This is a genomic window from Aquisalinus flavus, assembly GCF_014640095.1.
Taxonomy (GTDB): domain Bacteria; phylum Pseudomonadota; class Alphaproteobacteria; order Caulobacterales; family Parvularculaceae; genus Aquisalinus; species Aquisalinus flavus.
The window spans coordinates 1571880-1594166 of record NZ_BMGH01000001.1; the positions used below are offsets into that span (position 1 = coordinate 1571880).

The 22287-nt window shown below is 63.5% G+C and carries 13 protein-coding genes and 1 tRNA gene; 9 read left to right on the forward strand and 5 right to left on the reverse strand.

The genetic code is table 11. The features are described from left to right. Window positions 1-100: 100 nt before the first annotated feature. From IEV88_RS07310 to IEV88_RS15245, 8 genes are all read left to right on the forward strand, one after another. Window positions 101-1288 carry a DUF418 domain-containing protein gene (locus IEV88_RS07310; protein ID WP_188159066.1) on the forward strand — a complete coding sequence of 396 codons (1188 nt, stop codon included), beginning with the start codon at window positions 101-103 and terminating at the stop codon, window positions 1286-1288. A 263-nt stretch (window positions 1289-1551) separates the two neighbouring features. Further along, window positions 1552-4725, forward strand: a complete 3174-nt coding sequence (locus IEV88_RS07315) for a helicase-related protein (RefSeq protein ID WP_206711256.1) — start codon at window positions 1552-1554, stop codon at window positions 4723-4725. After that, window positions 4725-5147, forward strand: coding sequence for an RNA-binding S4 domain-containing protein (locus tag IEV88_RS07320; RefSeq protein WP_188159065.1), 423 nt, complete (start codon window positions 4725-4727; stop codon window positions 5145-5147). Before IEV88_RS07315 ends, IEV88_RS07320 begins: the two co-directional genes overlap by 1 nt. Next, complete coding sequence (locus IEV88_RS07325; protein WP_188159064.1) at window positions 5144-5797, forward strand: CatB-related O-acetyltransferase; 654 nt, start codon at window positions 5144-5146, stop codon at window positions 5795-5797. Before IEV88_RS07320 ends, IEV88_RS07325 begins: the two co-directional genes overlap by 4 nt. 25 nt (window positions 5798-5822) lie before the next feature. Next, entirely contained in the window at window positions 5823-6278 is a 456-nt protein-coding gene (locus IEV88_RS07330; protein WP_188159063.1) for a tellurite resistance TerB family protein, read from the forward strand. 145 nt (window positions 6279-6423) lie between these two features. Then, window positions 6424-6762 (forward strand): ferredoxin FdxA, encoded by a 339-nt coding sequence (fdxA, locus tag IEV88_RS07335; protein WP_188159062.1) that lies wholly within the window; start codon window positions 6424-6426, stop codon window positions 6760-6762. 300 nt (window positions 6763-7062) lie between these two features. Further along, on the forward strand, window positions 7063-7554 hold the full coding sequence (locus IEV88_RS15240; RefSeq protein WP_206711255.1) for a hypothetical protein: 492 nt from the start codon (window positions 7063-7065) through the stop codon (window positions 7552-7554). Window positions 7555-7576: 22 nt separating this feature from the next. Beyond that, a complete protein-coding gene (locus tag IEV88_RS15245) occupies window positions 7577-8257 on the forward strand; it encodes a CarD family transcriptional regulator (RefSeq protein ID WP_206711254.1) in 681 nt (226 codons plus the stop codon). A 20-nt stretch (window positions 8258-8277) separates the two neighbouring features. Here IEV88_RS15245 and IEV88_RS07345 read toward each other — a convergent pair whose 3' ends face one another. From IEV88_RS07345 to IEV88_RS07355, 3 genes are read right to left on the reverse strand one after another with little or no spacing between them, the layout of a single operon-like run. Next, on the reverse strand, window positions 8278-9015 hold the full coding sequence (locus IEV88_RS07345) for a hypothetical protein (protein WP_188159060.1): 738 nt from the start codon (window positions 9013-9015) through the stop codon (window positions 8278-8280). Beyond that, a complete protein-coding gene (gene pbpC / locus IEV88_RS07350; protein ID WP_188159059.1) occupies window positions 9012-11096 on the reverse strand; it encodes a penicillin-binding protein 1C in 2085 nt (694 codons plus the stop codon). The genes IEV88_RS07345 and pbpC overlap by 4 nt, the downstream gene beginning before the upstream one ends. Before the next feature lie 10 nt (window positions 11097-11106). Beyond that, window positions 11107-16104, reverse strand: a complete 4998-nt coding sequence (locus tag IEV88_RS07355; protein WP_188159058.1) for an alpha-2-macroglobulin family protein — start codon at window positions 16102-16104, stop codon at window positions 11107-11109. A 165-nt stretch (window positions 16105-16269) separates the two neighbouring features. Between IEV88_RS07355 and IEV88_RS07360 the strand changes: the two genes are divergently transcribed. After that, a tRNA-Arg gene (locus IEV88_RS07360) sits at window positions 16270-16346 on the forward strand. Window positions 16347-16523: 177 nt separating this feature from the next. On the opposite strand, the gene IEV88_RS07365 is transcribed toward IEV88_RS07360, so the two are convergent. Continuing rightward, complete coding sequence (locus IEV88_RS07365; protein ID WP_188159057.1) at window positions 16524-19091, reverse strand: ATP-binding protein; 2568 nt, start codon at window positions 19089-19091, stop codon at window positions 16524-16526. Between the two features lie 192 nt (window positions 19092-19283). After that, a complete protein-coding gene (locus tag IEV88_RS07370) occupies window positions 19284-22253 on the reverse strand; it encodes a S8 family peptidase (protein ID WP_188159056.1) in 2970 nt (989 codons plus the stop codon). Between the last annotated feature and the right edge of the window lie 34 nt (window positions 22254-22287).

Below are 22287 nucleotides of genomic sequence, written 5' to 3' on the forward strand. Positions count from 1 at the left end.
CTTGCCGACCGCCAAGGCGCGCGATGACGTCTCGAAAAAGCTGGAAGCCTTGCCCAAGTCGCCCTAGCGTGAGCGCAAGAACGAGACCGAGGGGAACGGCATGACGCAGCAGAAGGGACCGCAGTTTTTCGAGCGCTTGGACGTGGTCGACGCGCTGCGCGGCTTCGCCCTGATGGGGCTCTTCCTGATTCATGCAATCGAGTTTTTCGAACTGTACTGGCTGACGACGGAGCCGAGCCCGATCCATGACTGGGTTTTCGACCTGTTTGCCGGCAAGGCATTTGCCCTGTTCGCGCTGTGCTTCGGGCTTTCCTTCCATATCATCATGGACCGGGCAGCGACCCGGGGCATCGATTTCACGAAGCGCTTCGCCTGGCGGCTGACGGTTCTGTTCGCGCTCGGTTACCTGCACGGGCTGATTTATCGCGGCGATATTCTCACCATCCTTGCGCCGCTCGGGCTGCTGCTGCTGATCTTCAACCGTATCCGCTCGAACAAGGCGCTGCTTGGCATCGCCGCCTTCTGCTTCCTGCAGCCGCAAATGGTTCTGTTGACCATCGCCGCCATTCAAGGCGCGCCCTGGGCGAACGAGCCGCCGGCCTTCTGGTCCGATCCGACGATACAGGTCTTCGCCACCGGCAGCTTCCTCGATGTGATCGCCGTCAATCTTGTCGACGGCAATGCCCAGAAGGTCGGGTTCTACTGGGCTACGGGGCGGGTCATCCAGATCATCGGGCTGTTCCTGGTCGGGCTCGTGCTGGGGCGGATCGGCTTCTTCCGCGACCTCGGCCGGTTCGTCACCCAGCGGCGCATCGCCCTCGTCGTGTTCGCGGTGCTGGCGGTCGGCATGAACCAGATCCAGCCTGCCCTGACCGAGGCGATCCCCGAGACGAACGGCCCGCTGGCACGGGCCTGGTTCGGCATGGGCTGGTCGAACATCATCGACATCTCCTTCATGGCGGTTCAGGTGCTGATCTTCGTCGAGCTATGGCGTGGTTTCGGCGAGAAGATCCTCGGCACCCTCGCCCCGGCGGGGCGCATGACCCTGACCCTGTATATCGGCCAGTCGCTGGTCTTCGTGCCGCTATATTATGGCTTCGGCTTCGGCCTGTGGGATGACCTGACACAGGCGCAGGCGTTCCTGCTCGGTGTCGTCGCCTTCGCCATCCAGCTCGTCATCGCGCGGCTGTGGTTCGTCCATTTCCGCTACGGCCCGCTGGAATGGCTGTGGCGGGTACTCACCTATACGACGACGAATGTGCCCTTCCGGCGCAAGCCCGCCACATAGCTTGCTGCATCGCTCCGGCGCCTGATAGCGAATCCGTTTTGCTTCCGAACCGACTCGGGGGTAAATAAGGATTCAAAGAAAAAGAACAAAATCGGAACTGACCGATGTCAGTGATTCGTGCGCGGTTCGTTCGTGCAGCGTTCCGATTTTGGTGGCCTTCAAGGCAAAAATCCGTGCCAAACCGGATTATTTTTTGACCATTGCCGCTCATTCACTGGCATTGTCCCGCGGGCGCCGCTATTTCGGACGGGATTGCAATGTTCGTGAACCCTCAACAAACCCTGCCGCGCTCGATGGTGATAAACCGCCCGGTCACCGCCGTGCTGGGCCCCACCAATACCGGCAAGACGCATTATGCGCTCGATCGCATGGCCGCCCATGAGAGCGGCATGATCGGCCTGCCGCTGCGTCTGCTCGCCCGCGAAGTGTTCGAGAAGATGGTGGCGCGCAAATCGCCGCGCGAGGTCGCGCTCGTGACCGGCGAGGAAAAGATCATCCCGCCCAATGCGAAATATTTCGTCTGCACGGTCGAGGCGATGCCGATGGAGCGCGAGGTCGCCTTCTTGGCGATCGACGAGATCCAGCTCGCCGCCGACCGCGAGCGCGGGCGCATCTTCACCCACCGCCTGCTCCATGCCCGCGGCCTGTCGGAGACGCTGCTGCTCGGCTCGGACACGATGAAGCCGATCCTGCGCCGCCTGATCCCCGATATCGGCTTTGTCTCGCGCGAGCGGTTTTCCAAGCTGGAGTTCATCGGCCACAAGAAAGCGACCCGCCTGCCGCGCCGCTCCGCCATCGTGGCGTTCTCCGCCGACAGCGTCTATTCCATTGCCGAGCTGATCAGGCGCCAGCGTGGCGGCGCGGCGATCATCATGGGCGCGCTCAGCCCGCGCACCCGCAATGCCCAGGCAGAGCTGTACCAGTCCGGCGAAGTCGATTACCTCGTCGCGACGGATGCGATCGGCATGGGGCTGAACATGGACATCGACCATGTCGCCTTCGCCGCGCTGCGCAAGTTCGACGGGGTCAATAACCGCCTGCTGATGCCGGCGGAGATGGCGCAGATTGCCGGGCGCGCCGGGCGCCACATCCGCGATGGCACTTTCGGCACCACGGCTGACTGCGTACCGATCGACGAAGAGACGGCGGAGCTGATCGAGAACCACGAGTTCGAACCGGTCACCGCCTTGCAATGGCGGTCCAACGCGCTGGAATTCGGCTCCCTGCCCGCGCTGATGAATGCGCTGGACAAGAAGCCGCCCCGGCGAGAGCTTGTCCGCAGTCGCGTCGACGAGGATGAGGATGCGCTCAAGCGGCTTGCCAAGTTCGAGGATATCCGCGCGATGGCGACCGGCGGTGGCGCGGCGCTGCGCCTGCTGTGGGACATCTGCCAGACGCCCGATTTCCGCAATGTCTCGCCCGACCAGCACGCCCAGATGCTGGCGGAGATCTATCGCCAGCTGATGGACCGGGGCCGCATCGCCGAGGGCTGGCTGCGGCCCAAGCTGGAGCGGCTGGAGCGCACCGACGGCGATGTCGATGCCCTGTCGGCGCGCATTGCCCATGTGCGCACCTGGACCTATCTTACCCATAAATCGGGCTGGCTGGAAAATTCCGCCTATTGGCAGGAAAAGGCCCGGGCGATAGAAGATGCCCTGTCCGACGCGCTGCACCAGAAACTCACTCAAAGATTCATTGACCGGCGCACCTCGGTCCTGTTGAAGAAACTGAAAGATGACGCGCCGCTGTTGGCGGGCGTGACGCCGGAAGGAGAAGTCATAGTGGAAGGCGAATTTGTAGGCCGCCTGATCGGGTTCCAGTTCATGCTCGACCCGCGCGCCAAGGGGCCCCACGCCAAGGCCGTGCGCCATGCGGCGCTGAAGGCCCTGAAACCGGAGCTTGCCGCCCGCGCCTCCGCGCTGGCCAATGCGAAGGACAAGGACTTCTCCCTGCGCGACGGCAACACCATCTGGTGGCGCAATTCAGCCGTCGCCAGGCTGGAAAAAGGCCCGCTGCCGCTGCGCCCGGAAATCCGGCTCGTCGCGATGGAGCATCTGCCGGTCCACTCCCTGCCCCGGATCGAGGCGCGCATTCGCAACTGGTTCGCCGACAAGGTCGAAGGCCTGCTGCTGCCCTTGATGTCGCTGCAGAAGGCGGTGAACCAGGTCGCTCCGAAACAGCCTGCAGAGGGCATGGAAGGCGACGAGGACAAGGCAGCCCAGCGCGATATCCTCGCTGGCACGTCGCGCGGTCTCGGCTATCGGCTGATCGAGAATTTCGGCGCGACATCGCGCGCCCAGGTCGCCGACGAGGTCAAGGCACTGGACCAGAACGAGCGCGGCAAGCTGCGCAAGCTCGGCGTGCGCTTCGGCGAGTACACGATCTTCCTGCCGGCGCTGCTGAAGCCCGCCCCGGCCGAGATGCTGACGGCGCTGTGGGCGCTGTGGAGCGAAAAGGACATCAGCCAGATGGACAGGCCGAAGGCGGGTCTGACCTCCTTCGTGCTGAACCCGGATGTTCCGCATGCCTATTATTACGCGCTCGGCTATCGTCCGTCGGGTCAGCGCGCCGTGCGCATCGACATGCTGGAGCGCCTGTCGCAGGAAATACGCGGTGCCCGCGAGAAGGCGGACATGCGCGAGGGCTTCGAGCCGACATCGAAAATGATGTCGCTTGTCGGCTGTTCCGGCGAGGAGTTCGAGTCGATCCTGAAATCCCTCGGCCTGCGCAAGAATACCGTCAAGAAGATGGTGCCGAAAGAACAGCCTGCCACCGCCAGAGCTGACGGGAAGACTGACACGCCGGCGGCGTCTGAAGGCGCATCGGAAGTCGAGGCCACGAAAGACGAAACCGTCGAGGGCGCGATTGATCCGGCAACGGAGAAAACCGCCGAAACGCAAGCGAATCCGGAAACCGTCCAGACCGTGCCTGAGCAGGCAGAGGTCCAGGCCGAAACCGCCGACACGATCGAGGACGGCGCCCCGGCGACAGAGGCAACGGCCGCTGAAGCGCAGATGGCCGACGCCGCCGGGACCAGCTCCTCGGCCAGTCTTGCGGCCAGCGCTGAGGCCAGTCCCGCGGAGGCCAGTCCCGCGGAGGCCAGTCCCACAGACGCCGACGCCGTGCCGGAGTCCGTCGAGATGGAGGAGGTCGAGGTCACCCTGTGGAAGCTCGCGCCGCGCCACACCAACAAACCACGCCGCAAGACCGGTGAGCAGCGCGATGGCAAGCCGGCCGGCGAAGCGCGCGGCAAGCGCGCCGACAACGCGGATGGCCGCAGGGATGGTCGCAAAGGCGGACCCAAAGGCAAGGGCGGCAAGCCGCCGTTCAAGGACAAGGGGCCGCGAACCTTCACCGCCGGGCCGAGCCGCAAGACCAAGGAAGCCGATCCGGACTCGCCCTTCGCTATCCTGGCCGCCCTGAAAGACAAGTCCTGATGACTCCAGCGCAAGGCGCAGAACAGGACAGAGGACAGGATAGTCAGCGTATTGACAAATGGCTGTGGTGCGCGCGCTTCTTCAAGACGCGCACCCTCGCCGGCAAGGCCGCGGCCGCGGGCGATATCCGCGTGACCCGGGCCGGCACCACCCAGCGCATCGCCAAGGCGAGCTTCTGCATCCAGCCGGGCGACACACTGTCCTTCAGCCGCGGCGAGCGTCTGTTCATCATCGAGATCGCCTCGACCGCGCCACGCCGCGGCCCCGCGCCGGAGGCGCGCGCCCTCTATGACGACCAGTCACCGCCGCCGCCGCCGCGCGCGGAAAAGCCTGCCCTGCCCTTCGCCCGCGAGCAGGGTGCCGGGCGCCCGACCAAGAAGGACCGCCGGGCGCTCGACCAGTTGAGGGAGGACGAGACGTGAGTGACGCGAGAAGAACCGGTCCCGATCCGGCCAATCCCCATCCCCTGCCGGGCCACGAGCGTGTCAGCTATCTGAAGAATTTCATCGACACGCCGCTGATCGAGGTCGGTGACTATACCTATTATGACGACCCGGATGGCGCGAAGGATTTCGCGACGAAAAACGTTCTGTACCATTACGATTTCACTGGTGACAGGCTCATCATCGGGAAATTCTGCGCGCTGGCGACCAATGTCACCTTCATCATGAACGGCGCCAACCATGCCATGGGCGGGTTCTCAACCTATCCGTTCAACATTTTCGGCGGCGGCTGGGAGGAAGGCTTCGATCCGGCGAGCTGGGCGGTAAGCTATCGCGGCGACACGGTGGTCGGTCATGATGTGTGGATTGGGCGCGATGTCCGCATCATGCCGGGCGTGACCATCGGCAATGGCGCGATCATCGCAACGTCGTCCGTGGTAACAAGGGATATCCCCGCCTTCGCCATTGCCGGCGGCAACCCGGCGGAGGTGATCAAGACGCGCTTCGATGACACCACGATCAAGGCGCTGCAAGAGATCGCCTGGTGGTATTGGGATGCAGGCAAGATCAGCCGCAACCTCAATGCCATTCGCGGCGCCGACCTCGACGCGCTGCGCCAAGCAACCTAGATCAGGATAAAATCAGGAGACCGATATGTTCGACAAGCTGTTTTCGACACTGAAAGGCGACAAGGCCGAGACGCAGGACACTGTCAGCGCCGGGGAGCAGAACCGCGTGGCCTTCACCGCCCTGCTGGTCGAGGCTGCCCGCGCCGACGAGATCTACACCGACAAGGAAAAGGGCCTGATTGCCAAGCTGGTCAAACAGCAATTCGGCATCGATGATGCCGAGGCGCTTTCCCTGCGCGAAAGGGCAGAAGAAGCCCAGGCCGAGGCGAATGACCTCTATCGCTTCTCCTCGACCGTGAAGAACGGCCTGACTGCGGAAGAAAAGATCCAGCTGGTCGAGGGCATGTGGCAGATCATCCTGTCCGACGATGCCCGCGACCCCTATGAGGACATGATCGTGCGCCGCCTCTGTGGCCTGATCTACATGTCCGACCAGGAAGCGCAGGAAGCCCGCCGCCGGGTCGAGCAACGCCAGTCATAAACGCTTGTGACGGCTTGAACGCGCCCTCGTCGCACCCATCTTGCCATGTGGCCAAGTTCACGCCATAAGCGCGTGCTTGGATTTAGACTGAATTTTTGGCCTGCCTCGCGCCGGCCGGCCTATCGGACAGGAGTTACGCCCGCCCATGACCTACGTCGTCACCGATGCCTGCATCATGTGCAAATACACCGACTGTGTGGAGGTCTGCCCGGTCGACTGCTTCTATGAGGGCGAGAACTTCCTCGCCATCAAGCCGGATGAATGCATCGATTGCGGCGTGTGCGAGCCGGAATGCCCGGTCGAGGCGATCAAGCCCGACACCGAGGATCCCGACGGAAAATGGACCGAGCTGAACGCCCAGTATGCCGAAGCCTGGCCGAACATCACGCGGCAGAAGGACCCGCTGCCCGACGCGGACAAATATGCCGAGATGAAGAACAAGCTGGAAACGCTGTTCAGCCCGAAACCGGGTGAAGGAGACTGATTTTCGGCGTCTCCCAGGGCCGCTGACCGCTTCGTCGTTTCGCTATTGCGAAAAATTGAAGTGGAAAACTGGCTAAATTTGTGCTATATGCTTGGATCAATTGGTTTTTCCCGGTCCCCGCTGGCGGTGACCGGGCTGAAACCGGCTTTTGGTGAAGGATCGTCAGATCCCATGTAAGCAGTAAGCGGGGTCTGCTGTCCGGGTTCGATGTAACCATCGAACGGCACTGACCTCACTTTATCGGCACACCGGAGACGGTCTGAGACGTCTGGCCTGCCCCTGCAAGTAGGTGTAGCGGGCATGGCGAACGAAGGGAAGATTAATTATGGCTACAGCAGCCAAGAAAACGACCGCCAAGACGACCAAGAAATCGACCAAATCCAAATCGCCTGCCACGAAGAAACCCGCCACCACTCGCAAGAGCGCTGCGACGAAAACGGCGGCCAACGCTGCGGCCAAACCTGCCTCCAAGCCCACAGCCCGCAAGGCGGCGGTCAAGAAGGCCGCAACCGCCAAGCCCGCCGGCAAAAAGGCCGCTGCGCCGAAACAGCCGGTGGCCAAGAAGGCCGCTGCCAAGCCGGCGGCGAGGAAGGTAGCCGCCTCCCAGGCAGCGCCGAAAAAAGCCGCGACGAGGAAGGTTTCCGCTGCCCCGAAAGCGGCGCCGAAATCAGCCCAAGCGACGGCATCGAAACCGAAAAAGGACTCCCCCAAGAAGACCGGCACGGCAACGACGGCAAAACCAGCCGCAACCGCCAAAACCGGCAAGAAACCCGCGAAAACGCAATCACCTGAACCCGAGAGTAAAGAGAAAAACGTGAGTACAGCATCCGCCAAAAAAGTCGACCCGAAGACCGAGACCAAGCCGGCCGCCACCGCGAAGAAGTCGTCGCGCAAGGCTGCCGCTGCCAAGTCTTCCACAGCAAAAACCGGCGCAGCCAAATCCGGCGGCGCCAAGGCGGCGTCCGCGAAGGCCGCCCGGAAATCGCAGGAAGATGCCCCGAAATACAAGGTCAATGACCAGATCGTGTACCCGGCCCATGGCGTCGGCAAGATCACCGATATCGAGACGCAAGAGATCGCCAACATGAAGATCGAGCTCTACGTGATCGATTTCGACCATGAAAAGATGAAGCTTCGCGTCCCGACCGACCGTGCTGCAGAAAGCGGCATGCGCCCGCTCTCCTCGCCGGAGATCATCGACAAGGCGATCCACATGCTGCAGGGCCGGGCCCGGATCAAACGCACCATGTGGTCGCGCCGGGCACAGGAATATGAAGCGAAGATCAATTCCGGCGATCTGAAATCCGTCGCCGAGGTTGTCCGCGACCTGTACCGGTCCGACGACCAGCCGGAGCAGAGCTATTCCGAGCGCCAGCTCTATGAACAGGCTCTGGACCGCATGGGCCGCGAAGTCGCCGCCGTGCGCAAGGTCAGCCAGAAGGACGCGATCAAGGAGATGGAAGACTCCCTCTCCAAGAAGAAGGTCGCTGCCTGAACGCTTCCGGATGAGCGTTTCTAGTCCGGAATGATCCTGATATTGGCCCCGCTCGTCAGCTCGACGGCGGGGCCATTTTCTTGGTGGATCAGGCCGTATACCTCGATGCGGCGGCCCTCGAAAGACGATGGCGGCTGCCCGGCCTCGGTCATCTTCTGCGCCAGGCGCGGCTTGATCATGATGGTGAAGTCGGTCCGGTAGTCGCGCCCGAAATTCAGATAAGTCCAGTCGCGCCCCTCATAGGCATAGCGCACCCGGCCGCGCACGAAGCGCAACTGCCCCTCGCCCTCACCGGCATCATCAGCATACAGAACACGAAGCGACTCGGTCGCCCAAACGCCGCGCCCGGTGACCTGCGCCGTCAGCTGCGCGGCGCGGAAGCGGTCGTCGAACGCGGCGGGCAGCTGATCCGGCAGGATGGAGAGATGGCCCTGTTCGATCAATCTGACCTGAAGCGGCTCGGTGGTGTCTTCAGCGAAGGCGAGAACGGGCATGCGGCCCCAGCGGTCAGGCGCGCCAACGGGTTCGAGGAAAAGATCGCCAGCCGCAATGGCCGCTTCGAGGGCCGCTTGAAGGGCTGCCGCGGCGGCGTCTGCGATCGCACTTTCCGCCGGATCGAGATCGACGCGTGATGGCGCTGCGACACCGGCAAGGCAATAGGCTGCAGCTTCATACTCGAAGCATCGCCCATCGCTCGCGCTGTCAGCGCCGGCCTGAAGGGCAGCGCCCAGGGCGAGACTCAGCGCGGCGCCGATCACCCGGCGCTCGTCACGCTGATGGATGAGGTCGCGGCGCGCCCGGCGGCATCGACGACGGTAATCTCATAAAAACCGGGTCCGGACGGTTTCCACACCGGCCTGTTGCCGATCTCGTCACGCATGACAGGAAAGCCATCGACATACCAGCGATAGCCCCCCTGCCCGCCGCGGGCAGCCAGCGTATAACCCTTGGCGCTGTCGCGGCTGGAGAGGTAGAGAGCAATGCCGTTTTCAGGGAAGACGATTTCCGGCGCGCCCCTGCGCTCGTCCCGGTCGAGCCGCGCCAGCGCATCGCCGGCTTTCAGCGTGTCCTCGGGAAGGGCGGGTCTTGCCTCGGGACGGGAGAGCGCCTCCAGCCGGTCGAAGACAGCGAACATGACCGGCAGGGCGGCATCACGGCCGGTCTCGCCCGGGCGCGGCTGACCGCTGGCATGGCCGGTCCAGACGATGACGGTATACTCATCCGTGTACCCGGCAGCCCAGGCATCGCGATAGCCATAGGACGTGCCGGTCTTGAACGCGATCTGCGGGGCGCGGGCCGTGAGCGCCGTCGGCGTACGGCCGGCAGGCGTCGGCGCGGATTTGAGGATCGCGGTGATCTCGGCGGCATTGCCGGCGCTCATGAGACGGTAGGACTGAGACCCTCGCCCCTCCCCGTCAGCCAGCCAGTCGAGCGGCAGGATCTCGCCGCCATCGGCGAGCCCGGCATAGAGCATGGCGAGATCGCGGGCGCTGAGGCCGAGGCCGCCGAGGGCGATGGCGAGGCTGGCGCGATGGTCGGTAGTGTCGGGCATTTGCGCAACGACACCGGATGCCTTCAGCGACGCGGCGAAGCGGTCCGGGCCGATCTTGTCGAGCGTCAGCACGGCGGGCACATTGAGAGAGTGCTGCAGGGCCTCGGCGAGGGTGACATCGCCGTTGAATTCCCGGTTGAAATTCTCCGGCTTGTAGCCATCGAAGGAATAGGGCGCATCATCGATCAGCGTACGCCCTGTCGCAAGGCCATCCTCGAAGGCAAGGCCGTAGATGAAGGGCTTCAGCGTCGAGCCGGGCGAGCGGCGCGCGGCGGTCATGTCGATCCAGCCGCCGGGCAGATCGAGACCGGCTGAGCCCGCCAGCGCCCGCACCTTGCGACCGTCATTCTGCACGACCAGGATCGCGGCATTGGCGGTGTCGCCCGACGTCTTGCTGTAATCGGATGCCATGCGCTCGGCCATCGCCTGCAGCCGCCCGTCGAGGCTGAGGCGCGCCTCCCCGCCCTGCGGCATCGCCGCGGCGGCAGCGTATGCGGCATGCCAGGCGTGGCGGGGCAAGGGCTGGCGGGCCGAGGGCAGAACCGCCTCATCGGCTTCGTCGGCCAGCGATGGACTGATCGCTCCGGCCTGTTCCAGCTTGGCGAGGATGATGCGGCGGCCGGCAGCGGCAGCTTGCGGCCGGCGGTCGGGACGGCGTGCTTCGGGCGCCTGCGGCAGCGAGATCAGCAGCGCCTGCTGGGCATCGGTCAGCTGCGACGGCTCCTTGCCGAACCATGTCAGACTTGCGGCGCGCACGCCCTCGACATTCCCCCCATAGGGCGCGAGGGTCAGGTAGAGCTCGAGGATCTCCGCCTTGGACAGGCGCGCCTCCAGCTGCAGGGCACGGACCATCTCGACCAGCTTTGACGGGATCGTGCGCGGGCGCGGCTCGAGCAGGCGGGCGGTCTGCATGGTGATGGTCGAGGCGCCGGAGACGATTTCGCCGTGGCGGATGAGCGAGCCGGTGGCGCGGAAAACCGCCAGCGGGTCGACGCCGGGATGGCTATGGAAGCGCTTGTCCTCGATGGCGATCAGGCGCTCGACAAAGACCGGGTCGATATCCTCCAGATCCGCCTGCAGCCGCCAGCGGCGCTCGCCGTCGCGGTCGACCACCGTGAATCCGTGAAGCCATTCTCCGTTGCGGTCGAGGGCGACGGCGCTCGTGCGGACCTGGTCGAGCGGTGGCGGGAACAGCCGGTCCGCCAGCACGATGCCGCCCAACAGCACAAGGGGCAGGAGAACCAGGGCAATCCCCGCCCTTTGCCAGAACGGTCTGCGGCTGATCATCCGCCTGCCCCTATTGCGCCGCAGCGACCGTGAGACGGCCGGTGCCGGTGCGGGCGAAAATACCCGGGCGGTACATGTCCTCGACGACGGCGCCGGGGAAGACATACTCGCCCGGCGTCACCGCCCGCACGACATAGGCGAGCGCGAACCGGCCCGAGCCGGCACGGTCGGCGCTGCGGCGGATATCGAGCGCGGCGACAAAGCGGTCATCCCGGGCCTCGGCGACCTTGGTGTAGGACAGCTCGCCGAGCCAGCGATAGATGCCCTCCTCGCCAGCATCGCCCGGCTCCAGCACGCTTTCGATCTCGAAGCCCGGCGGCAGCATGTCGACGATAATGGTGGCATGGAGCAGCTGGTCCTGCGGCTGGCCGCTGAGCGCGATGACATAGCGGTCGTTCTGGCTGACCGTATCGAGGCTCGCCGGGCGGCCATCGAGGGTGAAGACCGACTTGGCCAGGGCAAAACCTTCATCGACAGCGGGCGGTGCCTCGACCGGCGTGCCGAAAACGGCGACCGAGCGGTATACCGTGCCCTGCCCCGCATTGGTGAAGGTGACGCCGCCGGTGATGTCGGCGGGCATGAGATCAAAGGCCGGAGCCGCCTGGCCTGTTGCCTCGGCACCGTTCATGGCGATGGCGACGTCGCCCGCCCGGTCGAGCAGCGTAGCGCTGGCGAGCAGCAGGAAGGCTTTTTCCTGCGTGTTGAGATAGCTCGCCTCGCTCTGCAGGCCTTCCAGATCCTCCGTCAGCTGGGCGACGAGAGCGTCCGCACCGACTTCGGCAGCGAGCGGGATCATCGCCGCCACGTCGCGCAGCGGCGACTGGTAGTAATTCTCCGCATTGCTGTAGCCGATGGTCTCGGCAGCCAGATCGAAGGCACGATTGGCGCGGGCACGATCGCCCATCAGGGCCAGCGCCGCCCCGGCATGGGCACGGGCGAGCGGGCTCGGGACATCGCCAAGGAAATTGTCCGAGAAGTAGCGCAGGTCGGACAGGTCCGCCCGGCCGGCACGGGCAAGCACATAGAAGGAATAGGCGGCGGCGCGGCGGCGCAGGTTTTCCTGCCGGTCGGCATAGATAGTGCCTTCCTCGACGCGGGTGATGTAGCCGACCGAGAGCCAGCGATCCGTACTCGTCAGTTCTTCGATGGCGTCATAGGCCGAGGCCAGCGCCGTATCCGGCACGGCGTAGCCCTGTTGTTTCGCCCGGTACAGGAAATCGGTGACATAGGCGCCGATCCAGCCTTCCGCATTGCCGTCACCGGCCCGCCACAGGCCAAACGCGCCGTCGGTCGACTGCCGCGCGAGGATCTTGTTGATCGCCTCCTGCACGCGCGGGCGCAGCGACATGTCGGTCTGCGCCCCTGCCATAGCACCAAGGTCATCGGCGAACAGCAGCGGGAAGGACGTAGAGACCAGTTGCTCCGTACACCCATAGGGATAGCGGTAGAGGCTTTCCAGCAGCGGCTTGGGATCGATCCCGCGCAGCGGCGAGAACGATACCGTCACCTCGGTCGAGCCCGGATAGTAACCGGCGATCAGGTCGCGCGACGGCGTATAGGTCGCCCCCGCCTGCATCGCCTCGGTCGTCACCTGCGTCACCGGGAAATACGGCGCGCGCACCTGGATCGGATAGGCGCGCTGGACGGCGAAATCCTGCGGGCCGTCGACCGCCAGCAGCACCTCGCCGATGCCGACATCGCTGGCGGTGAGCGAGAACAGCGCGTCCTGGCGCTGGTCCTTGGCGAGGTTGAGGTTCAGGGTTTCGTCGATATCGACCGGTCCGACGCCGTCGACAGTGACGGTATAGACACCGCTGCGGCCATCGACATTGTCGATCAGCAGCGTCGTCGAGGCGGTGTCGTCCGGCCCGAGGAAGCGCGGCAGCGCCAGCTCCGCCGGGACGGTATCGCGCACCGTCAGGGCCTGTGCCGCCGAGCCGACCTTGTCGTCGGTCCATGCGACGGCCATCAGGCGCAATTCGCCATTGAAGTCGGGAATGTCGAGCGGCACATCGACCGTGCCATCGCCATTGATCGTCAGGATGCCATTGAACAGCGCCACGGTCCTGGTCGGCACCACGGTCAGCCCTTCCCCGCCGAGCTGGTCGCCGCCGAAGCGGGTCGGCGCGGCAAGGTTCGGGTTAAGGAGCCGTCCGTAATCGTCATAGATCTGCACGCCGAGCGATTTCTTGCCGAAGAAGAAGTCCGCCGGATCGGGCGCCGCGAACTTGGTCAGGCGCAGAATGCCTTCATCAACGGCGGCAACGGTCATCATCACCGCCTCGCCCGCCGTTGCGCCGGTCACCTCCACCGGCAGGGCAAGCTGCTGGCGCGGACGGATCATGTCATCGATATCGAAGGCGAGGTCGAGGGTGCGTGTATCCATGTCGAAGGGCACATAGACAACGCCCATGGCCCGGCGCGGGACCGGCTGGTCGACAGCGTCGCGCGGCGTGACGACCGTCGCGAGGACGTAGAAACCACCACCCCAGGACGGGTCGGTCTCGATATTGATCTCGCGCGTCGCCTCATCGATCCGTACCCGCTGGATCGAGTGGATGCGGTCGGTCGCGACGACGATGGTCGCCTCGCCGGCATAGGGCGCGGACAGGGTGATTTTGGCACGCGAACCGGGTTTGACCGGCCGGTCGGGCGCGGTCAGGCTCGCCTGGTCCGGCGTGTCGGCGCCGGACGCATAGGACGCATAGCCGGAATAGAAGCGATGGCTGGTACGCACGCCGGTCTCGGCGTCGCTCACTTCCAGCCGGTAGGAGCCATAGTCGAGGTCGCTGGACAGCTTGGCGAGGCCGTCTTGATCGGTGTCGAGCGTACCGGTTGCGATCAGGATATCCTGATAGTCGCGACGCCAGCGCCATTCGTCATTCTGGCGGTACCATTCGAAGCGATAGTCTTCCTCGATCAGGCGCCATTCCAGAGTCGCCTCATCGACCGGCGCGCCGGCGCGGTCGAGCGCCAGCAGGGAGAAGGCAAGATTCTCGTCATTGGAGCGGCGCTCGCCTTCATCCTGGCGGATGCCGACATAGCGCTCCAGCGTGCGCACCGGCACGCGGGCGCTTTCCTGGACGAAACGGCCGCCGGGCTCGGCGACGCCGACGACGAGATCGGCCCGCAGCGGCATCCCATTGGCCTCGATGTCAGTGTCGATGGCGAGCGTCAGCGTCGCCTCGCCGTCGCCATCGGTCATGGTCTCGCCAAGGCGCAGATAGCGCTCGGTGAAATAGCTCTCGGTATCGCCGAACCGGAACTCGGAATAGTCCGGGAACGGATTGGGATCGACCCGCAGACGGGCATCGCCCTCCACGGCGAGGCCCGAGCCCGGCGCGCCATAGAGGAAGCGGGCATCGACCTCGACCGCGCGGCGCTCGCCGGCGAACAGCGCCGTGTCTTCATCCGCCTCGACCTCGACCGCGATGCGCTGGGGCACGAAATCCTCCACCGCAAAGCTCTCGCTATATTCCTCCTGCGTGCCATCGACGACGAGGGTCGCCGTCCACATACCGCGCGGGGCGGAAGCGGGTACTGCAAAGTCAGTCGTGAATCCGCCGACGACCATCTCCTCGATGCGGATCACCTCGGCCTCGGTATAGTTCGGCCGGCGCAGGGTCAGCGTCGCCGGGCGCCCCTCGATGGCATTGCCGGAATCGTCGCGGATCATGCCGGAGATATGCGCCGTCTCGCCGGGGCGATAGATGCCGCGATCGAACCACATATAGCTGTCGACGGCGCCGCTGGTATAACGGCCATCGACATTGCGGTCTGACAGATCGAGCGGCGAGCGCGACAGGTCGATGGCAGCGAAATCGTCCTTCGGACCATAGGCGACGATCATTTGCGGCGCCAGCGCGCCCTCGCCCCGCGTGACCGGACCGGGGAAGCGCACGAGGCCGTCGCCATCGGTGGTGCCTTCGGCCAGCACCTCGTTATTGCGGGCGATCAGCTTGACCGCGACCTTGGAGAGCGGCCGGGCGGTCTCGAGCGAGCGGACGACGAGGTCGATGCCATCGTCGCCATAATAGGCGGACAGCGCCATGTCGGTGAACATGATCCATCGCCAGGCCCGCGCCGGCTGGTACTCGTCGACACCATCAGAGGCATCCTCGACGTCGAGGAAATAGGCACCGGGTTTCAGCCCGCCGCTTTCCTCCCGCGCCTCGCCCAGGGCCGCCCCGAGCGGGAACACGGTGACGACACGCTCATTGCGATCCATCGCCACGGGCAGTTCGCCTTCCCAGACCTTGACCCCGTCATCGAGGGCGCTTTCATCCCCCCACGGATAGCCATAGCTGCCTTCCGCCGCGCCATCGCCTTCGGTGATGCGCTTGTAGACGAGGCCGCGCTCGGCAACGCGGTAGACGGAGATTTTCAGGGATTCGACATTGACGGTCTCGAAGCCGACACCGTCAGCCTCCATGCGCGGCAGGATCACGCCGTTGCCGACGAAGCCAACGTAAGACGGCTTGTCGCCAAAGGCGACGGTGACGCCCTCGGCGCGCTCCAGCGCCGCGCCGTCGGCGCCGGGCAGGCCCTCGCGCAGGGTCGCCTGATAGGTCGTGTCGAACGCCACGCCGGAAACGCACAGCGTGTTGCCGGTCGCTTCCGTGACGGCCTGGACCGAGGGCTCGAACCGGACATAGTCAGCATAATTCACCGTACCGGAGGACACGAGATTGCCGGTGAAGGAGAAGCACGCGCGCGGCACATCGCCGGAGGTATCCAGCGACAGGCGCGAAAAGCCGAAGCCGTCCTCTCCCGCCCCATCGCCCGCGCCATCGCCCGCTCTGGGCGCATCCTCGGCGCGGATGGTCTCGAACTCGCGCTGCTGGTCGAAGGCCTGGTTGGCCTGGGAGACGCTCTCGATCGCCGGGCGCGTGTTTTGGGCGAAATCGCCCGCCGTGATCGGCCGCGACCCGACCCGCCCGATGAACAGCCCCGCCGCAAAGGCGATCAGGACGAACACACCCGCGATAATCAGACCCTTGCGTTCCATGAGTACTCTCCCTCGGCTGCCTGCTGGCAGCCTCTCCTCGTTATTGGGCGTGATTATGACGCGGGCAAGGCGATATTCATATGGTAAATAACTGGTTTTACCGTGGTTTAATTGAAAGCCCGGGTCTTTTCGCGCTTGCCAAAACCGGCTAAGGCAAGTCCGGATGACCCCGTAGCTCAGCAGGATAGAGCATCAGATTCCTAATCTGGGGGCCACAGGTTCGAATCCTGTCGGGGTCACCATCCTTGCTCCGCCAGGAGCCAGCCTCGCGCGATATACGACGCCATCCATGCCGGGTCTCACCAGTGGCGTGAACCCCGGGATGCTCAAAACGCATTTGAAAGCAAAACCCTTGATGGCTCAGATCGTCCGGAGGAACCTGCTGCGCCGATACTCGAAGACGCAGAGGATCGGGCCCGTCAGGCGGAGATGGAGGCGCGCTGCTTGCGGTCGTCCTGCCGGGTCAGCTTGCGGTCGAGTGCCTGCTGCATGACGGCGACAAGGGCGTTCTGGCTGATCGGCTTGGCAAGATAGTCATCCATGCCCTGCGCCATCAGTTCTTCCCGCGCGCCATCGAACGCATCCGCCGTCACGGCGATGATATAGATGTTGCTCCAGGGCTTGTTGGCGGTCCTGATCGCCTGGGTTGCGGCAACGCCGTCCATGCCGGGCATCTGCTTGTCCATCAGGATCAGGTCATATTGCTTCAGCTTCAGGGCTTCGAGGACCTGGGTCCCGTCCTCGACGATATCCGCGCTGCGTACGCATCCCTTCAGCAGGGAGTCGATGACGATCTGGTTGACCTTGTTGTCTTCGGCGACGAGCACGTCGAGCTGCATCAGACGCGCTGGCAGGCTTTCCGCCTTTACCGCTGCCGCGGTGCTGCGCGTATTGGAGAGAATTTTCAGCGGCAGGGTCAGGGTGAATGTCGAGCCGATACCCATCTCGCTTGCCACCACCAGGTCGCCCTCCATCAGGCGCGCGAGCTTGCGGCAGATGGACAGGCCAAGACCGGTGCCGCCATATTTGCGGTTCGCGCCGGAGTCGACCTGCTGGAATGTCTTGAAGATGTTTTCAAGCTCGTGATCCGGGATACCGATGCCGCTGTCACGTATCTGTATGCTGAAGGTTTGGTCGGGGCCGGTCCAGCCATTGATGGCAATGGCGCCCTTTTCGGTGAACTTGATCGCGTTGGAGAGCAGGTTGAAGACGATCTGGCGGATATATTTCTCGTCCGCCTCGATCATGCCCGGCAGGTCGTCGAGGTCAGTCTCGACCCGCAGTCCCTTGTTGATGGCGTTTTCACGCCACAGGCCGATCGTCTCGGAAATGGTTTCATGGATATTGACCGGAGCCGTCACGACCTTCATGCGGCCTGATTCAATCTTGGCGACGTCGAGTATGTCATTGACGATCAGCAGGAGCGAATTGCCGGCCTTGCGCACGGTCTCGACCCGCTCGCGGTCCTCGGCACCCAGATTGTTATGCTTCAGAATGACTTCCGTCATGCCGAGAATGCCGTTCAGGGGCGTCCGGATCTCGTGGCTGGTCGTGGCCAGGAACTCCGTCTTCGCATTGTTTGCCTTTTCGAGAGCATCATTGGTCTTCTGCATTTCGGTGTGGGAACGCTGGAGTTCCTCATTGGCCTTGCGGATGGAATTGCGGCTGCGGCGAATGGAGATATAGGCAATCGCCATCGCCGCGGCGACGACGAAACCGAACAGGGCGAAGAAGCCGGCTATCATGTATTGCTGACGGTCTCGGGCCCGGGCGAGCGCGATATCGCGCTCCAGCTGGCCGGTCTTGAGCTTCTCGATTTCGAGTTGCTGACTGGCGAAGTCGAATTCCGCCCCCATCAGGGCGACATTGGCAGAGCCTGCGGCCTCAAGAGCGGTCTGCTCGAGGCGTTGATGCGCCTTGGCATGGGCCAGCGCCAGCTGCAATTCACCGGCCTGCTCATAGATCAGCACTGCCGTTTCGTGAAATTCCATGTATGGCAGCGTGGTTTCGGATACCGGCGTCCCGGCGAACAGCTTGCCCATATTGGCTGCTGCGGTTTCATGATCGCCGCGGGCGAAATCCAGATGCGCCTGCACGCCCCACAGGAACGGCTCCCAGGCTTCCGTCTCCGCGCGGTCCGACGCTGCGAAACCGGCCTCGAGTGTCCGCTGGGACACATTCAGCTTGCCGGCAAGAAGCTGGACGAAGGCGATATTGGTCAGTATGCGGGCTTCCAGTATCGGGCTTTCAAAACCCTGCGACAGTTCCAGCGCCTTGTTGTAATAGGTCTCGGCCTTTTCATACTCGCCCATGCTCTTGTAGGCATTGGCGAGATTGTTGGTGGCAGACATGTCGAGGGCGGGGTCGCCGGAGAAGACCTCGGCGCTGCGCTGGTAATATTCGACGACACGCGGGTAATCGCGGGCATCGTTGTAGATCGAGCCGATGCTTTGCAGGGCCATCGCCTGGCTGCGGCTGACATCGAGGGCGGCAAAAATATCGTGGGCTTCCTGATAGCTCTTCAGCGCATCCTCTATGTCGCCCTTGTCGCGGGAGACGCGCCCACGGGTCAGCATCAGGTCGCCGCCGAGCTTTTCGCGTTTCTTGCGGTTACCGACGAGGATGATCGCCCGTTCGATCAGCGGGGCTGCCTCCTCCGACCGGTTGAGGCGCAGCAGCGCTTCAGCCTGGAGCCAGAAGGCGGTTGCAATATCCTGTTTCTGCCTGGCGCTGGCCTCGGCCCGACGGGCCAGCGTTTCGGCGCTCTGGGCATAGCGCAGGGCCTGCTCCGGATCGGCCATCATGATTTGCTTGGCGGTATTGAACAGATCGCCGGTCGACAGCTCGGACGGCTTATCGACCGTGCCTGTATCGGCCATACCGGCCTCGGCAATACCGTTCTCCGCCATGGCGGGTCCGGTAGCCAGAGAGAGCCAGAGACCGATCGTAAGGACTGCGGCCTTGATGAGACGCTTATTAACCGGCATTCAGAACCTTCCCCTTGATACCCACCCTAGCGGCTCAAAGTTGATATTCAGTTTAGAAAATCCCTCCGCTAACGTCATCGGACAGGAATTGTTCAGCATACTTAAAACCCTTTAAAAGGCTTAAGAAATAAGCCGGATCCCGAGGGATCCGGCTTGCTGAAAAAGGAGCAAGTTTCAGGGGTCAGTCCAGCTTCAGAAAGAAAGTCTCAAATTTGTGCCGAAGGAATACTCCACGATGCCGGCATTGCTCGAGCGGGTGTTCGTCTCGGCCCGTGTGAAGGTGCCGAGATTGCCACGCCCTTTCAATACAGGGCTGGCATAGAGCAGTTCCGCCACGTAAGGGCGACGGCTGCCGCCCAGCGGCACATATTGGGTCATCTGGCCAAGGTCGCCCGTTTCCCGATCGACAACGGCGAGCATGGTCATTTCCAGCGCGCCGTCCTCGACGTGAAGCGGCTGGGCAAAGCTGAACCGCAACTGGTCGGCGATCCCGGCAATGCCTCTTTTCAGAATCGCGACCTCATAGGCGGAGGAGCTTGCCCCATCTGTCAGTGACAGGATCGAATCCTCGAACTCGGTTTCCTGCGTTTCGGCGCGCGTTGCCGACATGCCGAGCAGCATATTGCGGGGCAAGGCAACGTCGACACCCATGGTGGTCGAGGACGTCCCGGCCTTGCCATCGAGAGACAGGGCACCGCCGCCCTGGGCGCCGAGAAGGCCGTCGGTCTCGTCGAGCACCGTATAGGACACGTTCATGGAGACGCGGTCAGTCAGCCTGTAGTCGAAACCAAGGCTGGCAGCCTGCGCCTGATAGGGTGCAAGGCCGGTCTCATCCGCCAGCAACTGACCGGTATCGACATCCTGATATTTGCGGTCATTGATTCGAGCGGCAAAGGACAGGCTGACCTGTGCATTCCCGGTCAGGCTCAGGGCGGTGCCAGCATAGCCGGACCCCGAAGCAAAGCCGAAGACGGGATTGACGCCACCGGACATCGGGTCGATGTCGGACGCAAAGCCGAAGGCCTCGCTGGCGGCGAACAGCGGCGTCGCCTCGCCCGTCCCGGCGCGCATGGTCAGGGCGCCATCGACGCTGGCCAGCATCAGGTCGGAATGAAACGGCACCTCGCCAATGCGCCGTTCTTCGGCAACGGAGCGCGGCGTTGCCGTCATCGACAGGCGCCAGTTCTGGCCGGCGCCGACCGGGGCGGTGTAGCCCGGCTGCTCGGCGAAACCGGACCCGTTCTTCGCCCAGTCGATCAGGCGCTTGTAAAGATAGCCCTGGGTACGCTGTCGCTTGCTGGCCCAGTTGGAATATTCCTCGCCGGCAACCCGGGAAGACAACGGGATCAGGAAGTCGCGATATCCGCCGGGGTAATATTCGAAGGAGGAGAGGACGACACCTTTTTCCTCCCAGACATCAAGAACCCCGGGCGTCAGGATCGCGTCCTTGAGCTTTTGCGGGGCGACATAATTCCACCCGGAGAAGATGCTGAGGCTGTCGAAAGCGTATGGCGACAGAGCGGCCTCGACATCGAGAAGCCCCCAGCCATAGACACTGTCGACGCCAGGCTCTCCCAGGTCTTCAGCCGTATTGAAGATGATATCGGCGACCAGTTCCGGGTTGCGCTGCAGCCAGGGCCAGCGGTCCATGATCAGCGTCGCCGTGCCGGAAACCAGCGGCGCGGCGAAGGACGTGCCCGAGACACGCTGTACACCGCCATCATCGTCCGCGACGAGAATCATTTCGCCCGGCGCGACGACATATTTGTACTTCAGCTTGTTGTGCTCCGCGCAGTAGTTCCAGGTCACGATACAGGCTTCGCCCGGCGTGTTCGAGAACCATGAAATCTGCTTCGTCGGGCCGACCGAACCGACGATGATCAACTGGTCGAGAAGGTTCGTATCTGCGTTCCAGGTCACATCCATCTGCTGGGCGATGCCATCATTGCCGGCCGCCTTGACCACAAGGACATCCTCGAGCTTGTTGCGATGCTTGCTGTTACCGAGAATCTGCGACCAGCCTTCATTGAAGGTCCAGCCCGGCATGCCGAGTGACATGTTGATCACATCGACCTTGTGCCTGGTCAGCTTTTCGATGCCCGTGCCGATGTCATCCCAGTTGCTGGTGCCGGTTTCGTCGAAAGGATTGTAGAGAATGACGTCAGCATCGGGAGCAATCCCCATGACGCCCTTGCCGTCATGGGCGCCGACCAGAAGGCTGCCAACGGCGGCTCCGTGGAAATTGCCGGTAATCTTGTAGCCCTCCGATTTGGAGATGTTGTCCAGCAGGTCGTCATTGAAGTTTACATTGGCATCGAGCAGCCCGATCCTGGCGTCAGCCCCGCCCCCCAGATCCTGGGTGATGGACGGACGCCAGTTGATCGTCGCCATCCAGTGGTCGACATGGTCGACGCCGGAAAAACCCATCAGCCCGTCATAGAACTCCATGAAGAACATCGACCGGTCACCGGCGGAAAGGTCTTCCAGCGTGGACGGATCATCCAGGTCGATCCCGTATTTGGCGTAAAGCGCGTCGGCAAAACCCTCGCGATAGGACAGACCGGTCCTGGCCTCGATCGCCGCTCCCCAGACCTGACCGGCCTGGGCATCGACTTCCGACAGCATCGCCGCGAGCTCGCTCCAGTCGCCTGCATGATCCTCGAACGGACGGATATCGCCCCAGAAGGCATCGATATCGCCGAACATCGGGCCGACATCGCCCCAGAAGGCGGCAATGTCGCCCCAGAAAGGACGAAGATCGCCATAATGGGCATAGAGCTTGTCGTAGAATTCAGGATCGGTTTCGTAGAACGGATCTATATGGCCAAAGAACGGGCTGATATCGCCCCAGAACGGCGCGATGTCGCCGAAGAACGGATTGATCGTTCCCCAGAACGGTTCGATCGTCCCCCAGAATGGGGAGATGTCGCCGAAGCTGTTATTGTTTCCATCCGCATAGAAAGGATTGATGTGACCGAAGAACGGATCGATCTGCCCGAAGAAGGGGTCGATCTGGCCAAAGAAGGGGTCGATATGTCCGAAATAGGCAGTGATCTCACCCTCGTCCTGTCCGTCGCTCCCCGCAGCCATCGCCGGCGGCAAAGCAGAGGTGGCAATTGCAGCAATCGCCGCGCCGGTAAGAAGTGCTGATCTGTGCATCATAAGTTCCCCCGATGTCACTTTTGTCGCAGCTTGA